The following is a 14,186-nucleotide window of genomic DNA, read 5'->3' as shown; positions in this document are numbered from 1 at the left end:
AATCTCATTTTTTATTATTTTTCATCTCTTAATTTAAAATGCTCTATCATTTTATTTAGTGTATCTACTTGCATTGTTAGTTCTTCACTTGCTGCTGCACTTTCTTCTGAGTTTGCAGAATTACAATGAACTATATCTGTAATTTTTAAAATTCCTTGATTCACTTCGTCTATAAAACTTGCCTGTTCTTCACATGCACCAACTATATCAGATACTAAATTACTTGTTGTATCTGCATTTAATACTACATCAGATAAATTCTTTGCAGTATTATCAGCTAATTTTCTTCCACGTTCTACTGTCTTAATTGCATTTTCTATAAGCTCAGTAGTTTGTTTTGATGCATTTGCACTTTGGCTAGCTAAATCTCTAACTTCTAATGCTACAACAGCAAATCCTTTACCAGCTTCACCAGCCCTTGCAGCCTCTATTGTTGCATTTAAAGCTAATAAATTAGTTTGATCAGCTATACTTTCAATAACATTTATTATTTTAGCAATATTTTTAGATGCTTCTTCTATATCATCCATAGCAATTAACATATCTGTCATTTTCTTATTGCTATCATCAATATTACTTAACAATTTCTCTGATATTTTATTTACATTTTCAGCATTATGTGCTGTTGCTTGAACTTGTTCATTTATTTCCTGCATTGATGCAGACAACTGAGTAATTGAGCTTGCTTGTTCAGTTGCTCCTTCTGCTAATGCTTGTGCACTAGCAGCAACTTCTTCTGAGCCAGCTGCTACCTGATATGATGAATCTTTAATTTTATAAAAAATACTATTTAAATAATCTAATATATTTTTTAAGGATGCAGAAAGTTTACCAATTTCATCATTAGATTTAACTTCTATTTCAAGATTTAAGTTACCTTTAGCAATTTCTTCTGACACCTTAGATATTTCTTTTATAGGTTCACTTATTGCTTTAGTTAAATATCTTATTAAAATTATTACAATGCATATAACTACTATTATAAAAGTAAACATAATACATATTGTAATTATTTTTAAATTATTTAGATTGTTTGAAAGTTCATTACCTCTATCTATATTAGTTTGCAGTAGTTCATCAATCCCTTCTCTCATCTTTTGGATATCTGCTCCACCATCCACTTTTAAAATTCTTAAAGCCTCATTGTTATTGCCAGCAATTGATAAGTTAATAGCTGTCTTTAAAATAGTTTGATATGCCTCTATTCCTTCTTTTGCTTTTGAAAAGGCTACATTCTCATCTTCGGAATCACATTGTGACTCAATAATAGGTAATTTTTCATTTATTATATTAAAACTATTGGTTATTTCTTTCTCCAATTTTGATATTTCCTGTTTATCTTTCGATATAATTAATTCTCTAGCTGTTGAATATGATCCTTCAACTTCTATTCCCAATTGTCCTATATTCCCCTGTGCAAAACCATAATTAATTAGGGCATATTTATAATCTTCATTAGTTTTTTGTAAAAATAGTAAACCAACAACTCCTGATATATTGGAAATAAACGCTATTAAAATAACGGATATAAGTAATTTTTTATGTATTGACATATTTTTAAATTTCATACTTGTCATCGTTATATAATGAAAATTTAGTATTTTTTTATATTGCAGCTACGAATAATCAACTTGGATTTGAGTATAGATAACTACACAATTAGATTAAACTTCATTATGATAACGATTTCCACCATCCCTTCATCTTTTAACTTTAATTTTTACTTCCTAAACTTATATAATTTGTTAACCCTACCCCTATATAATTTCTCAATACATATTTATTTAAATCATTTTCCCTCCTTCTCTTGTTATATTTTTATTTTTATTTATATTTAAAAAACATATAGTTTTTAATACCTCTTTGGATAATTTTGTCGAATATGTACACATTATATCAAAAACTAACAATATTTTATATATTTTTTGAAATTTTATTATTTTTATTTATTAATAAGCAAAAAAATAAAACCTCCAGTATTTTATTTTTGGAGGTTTTATGTTTGTTTTTTAACATTTTCTTAAAATTTCTATTTCTTCACTGGTAAGTTTTCTCCACTTTCCAACCTCTATTCCATCTATTTTTATGTTTAAAATTCTAATTCTTTTAAGTTCTATAACATTGTATCCAAAGGATTTACTCATTCTTCTAATTTGTCTGTTTAATCCTTGAGTTAATACTATATTAAATGTATTATTATCTATTCTTTTAACTTTGCATGGTCTAGTTTTTGAATTACAAATTTCGACTCCTGATGACATTCCTTTAATAAATTCATCATCAAACTCTTTATCAAGCTTTACTATATATTCCTTTTCATGCTCATTTTCTGACTCCAAAATCTTATTTGATAATTCACCATCATTTGTCATTATTATTAATCCTTCTGATTCTTTATCTAATCTTCCCACTGGGAAAATATATTCAGGATAATTTAAGTACTCAATTATATTATTTTTTACTTCTTTTGCTGCCGTACATGTAATTCCTACTGGTTTATTTAAAGCTATATAAATTTTTTCCTTTTTAGGAATTGGCTTTCCATCTATAAGTATAATATCATCATCTTCCACCCATTGACCTACTCTACAAGGCAATCCATTAACTGTCACTCTATTTTCTTCAATTATTCTATTTGTTTCTTTTCTTGAACAAAATCCTAAATTACTAAAAAGTTTGTTTATTCTCATTGTCATATCCCTTCATTTATTTTCAAAAAATATTACTTTTTTATTAAACTTCTAAGTTATTACTACCTATTAAACTAGCTAAAAGCACTAATACACTAGACATAACACTTTTCCAAGCCTTGCATATAGATTTTTCATTCCTATTTTCTCCTGTCATACTTAATTGTCTTTCATATTCACTTCCATTAATAAGCAGGAACATTCCTGTAGCATAAACAACCATATAATTTGTTATTCTAGGTATTTTACTTAAATCTGGCCCATTTTTTGTGTAGTTAGTCCCATTTATAGAATCTAACAATGTATTCCTTTGATTATCTAAATATAAAATATTAAATACTATAGCTACTACTATAACATATATAGTATCTATTGATAAATTTAATATGCCTAGTTGTCTTTTTAATTCATTGTAATCTACTGTGCTATCTGTTTTTTGTGCATTGCTATTTCCATAATTGCAATTATCCATACTATTAATCCGTCCTTTTTATTACTAACATGAAATACATAAAATTCCACTTACATATAATATATGATTTCATTTTAAATATTGACTACACATTAAATTAAGAATAATAATTAAAAAGTTATATTTCAAGGCTATCTACTCAACTAATTCCAATAACAATCATATACTATTATATAGTTATTTGTTTAGGAGGATACTATGGATATTGATTTTTCTATATTAGAAAAACTTCAAAATTCATCAATCTTTAAAGATGAGTTTAAAAATTTACTTTCCGATAAAAATTTAACTCATAATGATAAACTTACACCCTTACTAGAACTTCTAAAAAGTGAATTAAATGATATTTTTTACAAGGATTCAAATAATTTGTGTACTTCTATTGATAATTACCATCTTAAAAACTACGATTTCATAAATATAACACCATATAATGGTTTTGATTCATTAAATCCTACTAATGCACGACAAAATAATTATGCATGGTCAATGTGTGATTTTGGGGAATATATCTATGTTGGCACTGGAAGAAATTTAATTGCAGCAGCTATTCCTCATTCAGTAAAGAACATAAAACCTCCTATAGATTTTGTTTCTAAAAATTTAGATATGACTGCTGAAATATGGCGTTATAAAAAAGATGGTTCTCTTCCTTGGCAAAGAGTTTTTAAATCTAATGTCGATTATACTGGAAAAGCATGCTACTCTGGTTTTCGAGCCCTTGCAACTTTTAATCCTACTGGAGTAAAACCTTGTATATATGCTGGCGCTATTTCTCCTTATGGTGTTAAAATCCTAAAATCTACTAACGGTATAGACTTTTATGAAATTTCTACTAACATTTTAGGAACTACTAGAACCATTAAGGAATACAATGGCAAACTTTACATGGCTGTTATGAGAGATAACTTTGCATCTAATGATTTTCCATCACTATTATATTCATCTAAAGATCCTGATTTATATGGCTGGGAATTAGAGACTCCTAATGGTAAAGATGGACAAAATCCTGTTGGTTCCATTTGGACTATAGAAGAATTTAATAATCACCTTTATGTTGGAACTTCTACACCAGATGGATTCCAAATTTGGAGAACTATAGGAAAATACCCCAAAAAGGATGAGTGGAAATTAATTGTAGATAAGGGTGCTGGAGATGCAGCAAATGATGCTGCTTTAACACTTCAATCTTTCGGAGACTATTTGTATGTTGGAACTGCAAATAATACGCTTAATCCTTTATTTTATGTAATTCCTAAAGGTGCTGATTTAATTAGAATTGATAAAAGTGATAATTGGGAATTAGTAATAGGTGGTCCTGCCTTCACTCCAACCACCCCTTCTACAGGAAGTCGCAAAGCTCCTCTAAGTGGATTTTTAAGTGGTTTTAATAATCCTTATAATTATTACATCTGGCAAATGAAAGTATATAATGATAAATTATATGTTGCTACTTATGACTCTTCTATTGCTTTAGAACCTTATTCTGAACTTTTTATAAAAAATTATGAACTATTATGTGATATTTTATCTACTGAACTAACAAATCTATCTATAATTTTATTAAAACTACAATTAAATATACTTTCTAATTTGAAGGATTTCTTAGGTTGTGATTTATGGGTATCTAGTGATGGCATAACATTTAATCCTATTAGTCTTAATGGATTTGGAAATGTATATAATTATGGTGTTCGTAATATGCTTGTTACTAGAGAAAATGTTTTATATATTGGTACAGCTAATCCATTTCAAGGTTGCGAAGTTTATAAAGTAAGGAATCCACATAAAAATAACTCTATTGATTCAAGTAAAGAAATTTTTAACACAAGTCATTTTGATGTTATTTAAATATTCTTCTTTATATTTAAGTTAAAAAACATCTTGTTTATTTATTTTTAACAAGATGTTTTCTATATTCTAATTCTTATCTAAAAGAAGTTTTTAGTGCTTCTTTTAATACTTTAGGTTGTTTTTTATATTGCGTTACTGGACATATATTTTTATTCTTCACATTAAATAATTTGTATATAGCAATTCTTGCTGCACGTACAGAGTATTCCTCAGTAAATACCATATCTTCTGGAATTTCAACAAATTGACTAATCATAGCAAAATTAGTAGATCCATTTGGTACAACTTTTGGTCTATCACTCATCTTTCTTGGTTGGAATTGTGCATCTATATATGGCATCATACATGGAATTACGTTTACTACTGTGTCCATAATTTCATCAATTTTATCTTCTATATGAAGATGATGTAAAAGTTCTGTAAGAATTTCTTCACCGGTGCATTCACGCATTGGCTTCTTCACATAATCCCCAATCCTATCTGTATATAGTCCATATCCCCAGAAAATAGTTGTATCTAACGGTTGATTTTTAAAGTGAGGTTGTGCTGCAACAACTATACTCATTAACCAATTAGAATCCTTAAATGTCATTAATGCTCCACTACCTGGAATATTAGTAGAGATTTTTTCAATAAGTTTTAAAAGCTTATTTCCTTTACAAGTAACGGTAAAACTTTCCCAATTAGTTTCATCTGGATGATTGAAAAATGGCTCTGGATTTCCAAGTCCATTTTTCTTTTTAGAAACCTTTTTCCAAAGCTCTCCTGATATTGGTTCTTCAGCATTAAATTCTGGTGCTGTATGCATATCTCCTAATGTTGCATTATCTGTCATACATCCATTAGTCATTATACAAACATCACCATTATTTAGATTTATAATTTTTTCACCATCACCATCATCTAGATGTATTGCAGTTACAGTTATTTCTTCCCCTGGTTTAAAGTCCAAGTCTGTAACTGTAGCATTTATACTAAAGTCTACTCCATAACTATCTAAATATGCTTTTAACGGAAGAATTACTGACTCATATTGATTGTATTGTGTACGCGTAACACCTTCTAATGTTTCTATACGTGAAAATTCAAATATCATACGTTCCATATATCTTTTAAACTCAAATAAACTAGACCATTTTTGAAATGCAAAAGTTGTTTGCCACATATACCAAAAATTAGTTTCAAAAAAATGTGGACTATTTTCAAACCATTCTGCAATAGTCATATCATCTAAATCTTCTTCTGATGTAATCATTAGTTTTCCTAATGCCATACGATCTGCATTGTTAAATCCCATACTTCTTACATCTTGAATAACACCATATTTATCTACTAATCGTGCTTGTGCATGTGTTGGATGTAAATGATCAAAATTTAAAATTTCTTCTGTTACACTTTTCCCAGGTAGTTCTAATGACGGTATACTTGAAAATAACTCCCAAAAGTTTTCATAGGTTTCTTCATTAAGCATTCTACCACCACGACAAACAAATCCATCATTATGGTTTCCTGCCCCATCATTACTACCTCCAAGAATTCTCATACCTTCTATAATATGAATATTTCCTCCTTTAAAGTTACAATCTCTAATAAGATAAGCAGCACCAGCCAATGAGGCTAATCCACCACCCACAAAATAAACTTGTCTATTATCATTATTTACATTACTAATAAGTTCTATTGAAGACTTTGATTTATTATTTTTTAATTTCTTTGCCCCTAATGTGGCTACAGTAGCTGCACCTGCTATTGCTCCTATTGCTAATAATGGATTAATATTTGCTTTGTTTTTAGACTTTCTTCTTACTTTTCTTTTCATTATAACTACCCCTTTCTATTTTTATATTTTAAGTTTATGTTTCTATTATATTTTTAAGCATTTCATTTGTATTTATACAATTTAAAGATTTTGTACAAATTTTAAAATATTTGTTTTAAAAATTCTATTCTTTTAGTATGACAATCTTGTTACATATTGTAGAGTTCCAAACTGAAATTTTAAATAATAGCTTTCTCAAATAATACTACTAATCTTATAGCTTATTCTATTATAATGTCTGGAACCAATTAACAATTAACAGTTAACAATTAACAATAATGGTTAATATTATTCACTTCATTCTTAATATTTATAAATAGAATTCCATAAAAACATAGTTTTTATATTGTTTTAAAACTAATTTGCTTAGCAAATTATCATAAAAATTGATTCAAATAAACTGAGACTTCAGTTTTATCCTTCATTGTTAATTGTTCATCGTTAATTGTTAATTTTGTATAACACTTGAAATTGCTCTTTCCCAAATGAAACATAAATAACTTAAAGTTTAGACTTGTATTCCTATATTTATATACTAAAAAAGATATGCTTAAATCTTAAAGCATATCTTTTTATATAAAATATTAAATAAATTAGTCCTAATAACAAATAACAGGCATTCCTGGTTGAATACTTTCAAATATTTTTCCTGCTAAATTATATGGTGCATTTACACATCCATGTGATCCATCATTCATATAAATTTCGCCACCAAAATCTTTTCTCCATGTTGCATCATGAATTCCTATATCATTATTAAAAGGCATCCAATAACTTACTTTTGTTTCGTAATTTTCACCCTTTAATGTTGCATTTCTTTCTTTGTAGTTAAGTTGGTACGTTCCTGGTGGTGTTGCGTGTTCATTAGTTCCCATTCCTGTAACTACTTTTCCTTCTGTCACTAATTGACCATCTTTATAATACCACATATATTGTTTTGTTAAATTTATTTCAACATATGTGTTTCCAACATCATTTTCACCTTCAACAAGTGCTGTTTGCAAATATATTGGTTTACGTGTTTTTTGTTCACCATTTTTTACTGATTTTATTAATTCTTGTTGTTCTTCGTCTTTATTTATTATCCATCCATAATTTCCGCCACTAACTTTAATAGTTTTGCCTTCAGATGTTACAAAATTTCTTGTTCCTTGCCAAGTATTATATTTACTTGCTAGCATAAATGCATAATTAGCTACTGCATCTTCATCTATAACTACATTAAATTCATTATCTACATTAAGCCATTTATTAACTATACTGGCATCTAAAACATCTTTTGTATTTGCAACTTCATAAGTAATTTTTGTAGAAACATATTTATCAAGAGTATCTTTTGCTTTTTTTACTTCATCAGATTTTGAAGTATATTTTGGTTTTTCATAACAATTAAGATTTTCTAAATCAATGCTAGCTTGTTGACCATTTATAGCTTCTATAATCTTTTCTTTAAATACATCCTCTTTTAATTTATTACCTTCTACTTCATCTATAATATTATATTTACCATCTTTATATTCCAATACAGGATTTTTAGGCTCTACTACATTATTTAAATCCATAGCTGAAAGCTTTGTTATAGCTTCATCTAGTAATGCATTGTCATAAATTATAGCATTATCTAGCTTATACTCTTTCTTTTTGAAAATTGAAGATATCCAAGCAAAAGGATTTTCCTTATCTTTTACAGCTTGTACTTTCCCTTCAATATCATATTTTAAGTTTATATCTTTTCCCTTAATTTCTTCAGTTTTATTATCAAGTTCTTTTAATTGTAATACATATTTTTCCGACTTTTTCATTAATTCATTTTCTATTTCATCCACAGTTTTTCCTGAAACACTATGTCCATTTATATTAGTGTTAAAGTAAAAATGATTTTTAAAATAAAATGATACTCCTAAATAAATTCCAAGTAAAATACAAAATAAAATTGCACATCCTATTTTAATATGCTTTTTCTTTGTCCCCTCCATAGTAAGTTTCTCCTTTTAAACTAAAAACAAAATTTCAACTCAAAATTTGTTAATTCATTTTATTAATGCACACAATAAGTAATTTTAATACTATTTTTTCTATTGTCAAACTCTAATTTTGTTGCTATTTCATATATAACTAAAATTATCTGTATAGCCAAAACTCATACTATTAAAATTACCTCTTTTTATTAACTCAACATTAATCATCTTCTTTCAGCACTTAATTAATCTTCACTTTTTATTATACTATCAACCTTATCCCAAATTATTACAAAGTAATTATAATTTTGAATAAAACTCAATTTTATATAACTCTACAAACATTAATTTATCACTATTTATATAGGCTATCTTAAAATTTCATCAAATTTTAAGATAGCCCATACTATTTTATTATCGTTTATTGTTTTTATAATTAACCCATATCACATTTTTTCTGAAAGAAATTCTTATTTTATAAAATTATCTTTTTCTAATAATTTATATAATGTTGGATTTAAATTAAAAGTATTCATTATATTTCTTACTTCATTCAAAGACTTTTCTTTTTTCTCATTAGAAATCTTAGATTTAGAAGCTCTAATTAAAATATTTTTAGGTGAATGTGCAATATCTATAAACTCTAATAATTGAGTTTTATACCCAACTGCTTCTAATAAATTTGCTCTAATTGAGTCAGTCATTAATGCAGAAACTCTTTCTTGCACTATTCCATATTTTGTAATAAGAGATAATTCATCTGATTTTATTTGTGCATTTAATTCATGTTGACAACATGGAACTGAAAAAATCATCTTACTATTCCATTTTATAGCATTATATAAGGCATAATCTGTTGCTGTATCACAAGCATGTAAAGTGATTACCATATCAACTTTATTATTATACTTAAATCCATTTATATCTCCTAATTCAAAATGTAAATTATCATATTTATATTGTTTTGCTATATCATTACATTTTTTAATTACATCCTCTTTTAAGTCTAATCCTATCATTTTTACATCTATCTTTTTTATCTCTACAAAATAATAATATAAAACAAATGTTAAATAAGATTTTCCACATCCAAAATCTAAAATTGTTAACTCTTTATAATCATTCTTCTTAATTTCATCATCAATAAGTTCTACAAATCTATTTATTTGCTTGTACTTATCATACATTGAATTGACAACTTTACCTTCTTTAGTGAATACTCCTAAATCTATAAGTGGTTCAATTATCATTCCCTCTTTTAATATGTAATTTTTTTCTTTGTTATGACTCTTATTAGCAACCTTAGCATTATCACTTTTTTTCTTACCTAAAAACACCTTACCTTTTTTAGATATTTTTAATTCAAATGTAACATCACTTGAAAATGCTGATACTTGTTTAAAATTACCTTCTACATATTCTAATAACTTTTCTTCTAAATCTTCTACATCAATATTCTCATGAAACACTTGTTTATCAGTATACTTTTCTATTTGATAATATTCCTTCTTATTATTTTCCTTTAAAAAGAAATTTATCTTATTATATTTCAATTCTTTATTACATTTATTACTTACAACTAACTTTAGAACTCTTTCATTTGCTATTTCGCTAATTGCACTTCTTAATTCTTCCATTTCTTCACACCTTACTTATTTATTTTTATATAAACAATTCTTTAATTTATTTAACTCTTACCTTAAAAATTATATTTAAACTTAACATTAAATATCTTTTTAAACCTTATATAAGTTTAATATAATTTTCGACTAAAAAAAACCCCTTTATCCCTGTAACATTAAGTAAATTAATTTATAAAAAAATACTAATACAAATTATCAATAATTTTGCATTAGTACTTTTTTAATTTATTTTATGTTTTTTAACCATTTATAGTAATCATTCATCTCTTTTTCATCTTTGTATACGTTCATTATTTTTCCTAACTCTATAGAGAATTCAATAAAAGCACATCCTTTTGCTGTTATACAATTTTTATCAATAATTACATCTTTTTTGTTATTAATTATTGATTTCCTATATAATTCTTTGTTCTCTTCTTCATCCAATAAAATTCCATCACCATTACCAGTGCACATCTTATTATCAAGCAAATGAAAATTAGCCATTAAATCCACACCACCACAAATTCCTGCTATAAATTTATTTTTATAATTTAATTCCTGCATTAATTTTTCTATTTTTTCATTTTTGAAAAGATATGAAGGATCTCCTCCTGGAATTATTAGCATATCAACATCATCTACATTCAACTTTTCTACTACTTCATCTGGCAAATATTTTTGCTTTTCCTCGCTTAAATAAATGCGATTTTCCAGTGCAACTGAAAAGCAATTTTCTTTAAAAATACTTGCTGCAAGTACCACTTCAAACTCACAAAAATCATCATAATATAAAATATATATATTCATAACTTCCCCACCAATCTATCTTTATAAAATAAATATACCAAAGTAATACTGACTACGTTATGTCAGTATTAACTCAACATGTTTATCTTATTTTTCATAGATTTTATATAAACTTTCAACTTCATCTTTTATTTTTTTTCTTAACCATAAAGGTTCTAAAACTTCCAGCCCATCTGAAAATTGAAATGCTCTTCTTATGTAACTTTCTGGATCTAAAGTCTTAACTTTTACAATATAATAATTTCTCTTTTTAGTAACTTGTCCATACTTTATATAGTAATAATCTTTTACAATATTATAAAGTTCATCTTTTATCTTTAATTTTATCTCATAACTCCTTTCTAACTCTAATGCTTTTATATAATCACTTTCATTTTTATATTCCTCTAAATTGAATCCCTCTGGTAATTTAAAATTTTCCCCTGTACATATTGCTCTTTCTATTCTATCTAGTCTAAAACATCTATTTTCATTTCTTAGTTCACAGAATGCTATAATATACCATGCCCCATCTTAGAAAATTATTCCATAAGGATGTATCAATCTTTTTGTAATTTTTAATTGATGTGGGTTAAAGTATTCTATACTAATTTTAATACTTTCCTCAATACCTTTTTTATTATATTAAAGTATTTAATTCTTTCCTTTTCTATATTCTTACATTGAATATCAAATAGAATCTTCTCCTCCACACCTTCTATTTTTTTGTTTTGTTCTTCATTAATATTATTTCTTATTTTTAAAAATGCTGAGTTAATATACTCACTATATCCTGGAATATTTATATTTTCTATTATTTTTCTAGATAATAATAATGCAAATGTTTCATCTTCACTAAAAATAATTGGTGGAATAAAATAATTATCCATTAGTGAATAACCACCATTATTTCCAGTTAACGCTACAATAGGAACATTCATTTCACAAATTGCTTCAATATCTCTATATATTGTTCTTATATTAACTTCAAATAAATCCGATAATTCTTTTGCAGTAACCCTTTTATCAATATATATTTTTAATACTATCCCCATTAACCTCTCTATCTTTTTCACTTTTACTCTCTCCTCAATTGCTACTTAATAACCATTATACTTTCAAATTAATTTTTTCTCATATTATCAAAGTAAAGTTAATTATTCTCAATATTAAATTTTTATCTACATTGTCACATTTTTCCCCTTCGTAGCTGAGACTTTAGTCTTGGCGGTTTTTAATATGTATATAAACTTAAAAATGCTAATACAAATTTAAACTTTGTATTAGCATTAAATATTATGGTTATAAAACTGTTTGTGCTATATTATTTGAATGGTCTCCTATTCTTTCTAGATTACTTATTAAATCTAAAAATATAGCACTTCCATTAGATTCACATGTTTTATTGTTTAATCTTTTTATGTTATTTTCTCTAATGTCTTTTTTGTATTTGTCTATAGCATTCTCAACATCACTCATTTTTCTTGCTTCAATTATATCATTTTTACTATATGCATTAACAGCTAGTGTAATTGCTTCTAATGTTTTTGAATACATATTTATTAATTCTTCTTTTGCCTCGCCTTTTATATTTACTTTTGTCTCATTTTTTTCAATAGCCAATTCAACTATATTTTCTGCATGATCTCCAATTCTTTCTATATCATTTATAACATGAAAAGTATTAGATATAGTCTGACTATCCTCCTCTGGCAAATCATGTGAAGATAGCAATACCAAATAATTAGTTATTTGTTTTTCTAATGTATTTATAATTTGCTCATTTTTATATACTGTATCAATTAACTTTTCATCATTTTCTAAAAATGCTTTCATAGAAATTTCCACATTATTTTTTGCAAGTTCAGCCATTCTAACTGTTTCTTTTAATACTTGTCCTGTAGCTACCATTGGAGTTTCTAGCAATTTTTCATCTAAATATATTGCCCCTACATTATCAATAATTTCATCACCTGGTATTATCTTATTAACAATAACAACTAAGTACTTAGATAATGGTAGCAAAATAAGAGTTACACATAAATTAAATATTGTATGAGCATTTGCAACCTGTCTTGCTACATTAGTTGGATTTATTTTTTGAACTATATCTATAACTATAGTTACAAATGGTAAGAATATAATTACTCCTATAACATTAAAAAGAAGATGAATTAATGCTGCTTTTTTAGCTGTTTTATTTGATCCGACTGCTGCTAAAAGTGCAGTTACACAAGTACCTATATTACATCCAAATATAATAGGTAATGCTACATTCATATCAATACTTCCTGTTGTTGCTAAGGCTACTAATATACCTGTTGTTGCGGAAGAACTCTGAACTATAGCTGTCATTATAAGTCCTGTTAAAACACCTAAAAATCTACTACTTCCTATAATTGCTATTGTTTCTTTAAACATACTAGATGCTGCTAATGGCTGCATTGATTCAGACATCATACCCATTCCTAAAAATAAAACACCAAAGCCTAATGCTATGTACGCAATATCTTTTGTCTTTTTTCTTTTAGATACTAAAACAATAATAGCTCCTACCCCTATAAAAATTGGTGCTATTTTATTTAAATCAAAAGAAACCATTTGTGCTGTAATTGTTGTTCCTATATTGGCACCCATTATTACACCAACTGATTGAACAAGACTCATAAGTCCTGCATTTACAAAACTAACTACCATTACAGTTGTTGCACTTGAACTTTGAATTACAGCTGTTACCAGTGCCCCTATTAATACTCCCAAATATTTATTACTTGTTACTTTTTCTAAAATACCCTTTAATTTACTTCCTGCTGCATTTTCAAGTCCATCCCCCATAAGCTTCATTCCAAATAGAAATAAACCTAAGCCACCAAATAATTTAATAACCATATCAATAACATCCAAAACTTCTCTCTCCCTTAACTTTAGAATATTTTATTTATATGATTATTTTATTACATTAAATTGATAATATTTGAAATT

General features: G+C 26.6%; 11 protein-coding genes and 1 pseudogene. 1 reads left to right on the top strand and 11 read right to left on the bottom strand.

Annotation, left to right across the window (positions count from 1 at the left end; all coding sequences use genetic code 11):
• Positions 1–14 precede the first annotated feature (14 nt).
• The 3 genes from AC07E4_RS14320 to AC07E4_RS14310 form a co-directional block, all read right to left on the bottom strand.
• A complete protein-coding gene (locus AC07E4_RS14320; RefSeq protein ID WP_478216758.1) occupies positions 15–1,568 on the bottom strand; it encodes a methyl-accepting chemotaxis protein in 1,554 nt (517 codons plus the stop codon).
• 441 nt (positions 1,569–2,009) lie between these two features.
• Positions 2,010–2,690: a pseudouridine synthase gene (locus tag AC07E4_RS14315; protein ID WP_478216757.1), complete on the bottom strand. Its 681-nt coding sequence runs from the start codon at positions 2,688–2,690 to the stop codon at positions 2,010–2,012.
• A 43-nt stretch (positions 2,691–2,733) separates the two neighbouring features.
• Positions 2,734–3,162, bottom strand: coding sequence for a hypothetical protein (locus tag AC07E4_RS14310; RefSeq protein WP_478216756.1), 429 nt, complete (start codon positions 3,160–3,162; stop codon positions 2,734–2,736).
• A 198-nt stretch (positions 3,163–3,360) separates the two neighbouring features.
• Here AC07E4_RS14310 and AC07E4_RS14305 point away from each other — a divergent pair, with 198 nt between their 5' ends.
• Entirely contained in the window at positions 3,361–5,013 is a 1,653-nt protein-coding gene (locus AC07E4_RS14305) for a hypothetical protein (protein WP_051540428.1), read from the top strand.
• Between the two features lie 76 nt (positions 5,014–5,089).
• Here AC07E4_RS14305 and AC07E4_RS14300 read toward each other — a convergent pair whose 3' ends face one another.
• The 8 genes and pseudogenes from AC07E4_RS14300 to AC07E4_RS14265 all read right to left on the bottom strand — a co-directional run bounded on the left by AC07E4_RS14300 (position 5,090) and on the right by AC07E4_RS14265 (position 14,108).
• Positions 5,090–6,835 (bottom strand): oleate hydratase, encoded by a 1,746-nt coding sequence (locus tag AC07E4_RS14300; protein ID WP_478216755.1) that lies wholly within the window; start codon positions 6,833–6,835, stop codon positions 5,090–5,092.
• A 599-nt stretch (positions 6,836–7,434) separates the two neighbouring features.
• The gene (locus AC07E4_RS14295) at positions 7,435–8,811 is read right to left on the bottom strand and encodes a L,D-transpeptidase family protein (protein ID WP_040329531.1); all 1,377 of its coding nucleotides are present in this window, start codon (positions 8,809–8,811) and stop codon (positions 7,435–7,437) included.
• A gap of 452 nt (positions 8,812–9,263) precedes the next feature.
• A complete protein-coding gene (locus AC07E4_RS14290; RefSeq protein WP_040329532.1) occupies positions 9,264–10,430 on the bottom strand; it encodes a methyltransferase in 1,167 nt (388 codons plus the stop codon).
• A gap of 231 nt (positions 10,431–10,661) precedes the next feature.
• Positions 10,662–11,225: a DJ-1/PfpI family protein gene (locus AC07E4_RS14285; protein ID WP_430830415.1), complete on the bottom strand. Its 564-nt coding sequence runs from the start codon at positions 11,223–11,225 to the stop codon at positions 10,662–10,664.
• 87 nt (positions 11,226–11,312) lie between these two features.
• Entirely contained in the window at positions 11,313–11,657 is a 345-nt protein-coding gene (locus AC07E4_RS14280; protein WP_478216770.1) for a WCX domain-containing protein, read from the bottom strand.
• 12 nt (positions 11,658–11,669) lie between these two features.
• Positions 11,670–11,726: pseudogene (locus tag AC07E4_RS14275) on the bottom strand (hypothetical protein); the annotation flags it as partial.
• Positions 11,727–11,806: 80 nt separating this feature from the next.
• Positions 11,807–12,280, bottom strand: a complete 474-nt coding sequence (locus AC07E4_RS14270; protein ID WP_478216754.1) for a helix-turn-helix transcriptional regulator — start codon at positions 12,278–12,280, stop codon at positions 11,807–11,809.
• Between the two features lie 226 nt (positions 12,281–12,506).
• Positions 12,507–14,108 (bottom strand): Na/Pi cotransporter family protein, encoded by a 1,602-nt coding sequence (locus AC07E4_RS14265; RefSeq protein WP_478216753.1) that lies wholly within the window; start codon positions 14,106–14,108, stop codon positions 12,507–12,509.
• Positions 14,109–14,186: the final 78 nt, after the last annotated feature.

It is taken from the genome of Clostridium amazonense, assembly GCF_056431285.1.
Note: the sequence above shows the minus strand (reverse complement) of the source record. Positions and strands in the feature narration are given on the sequence as shown.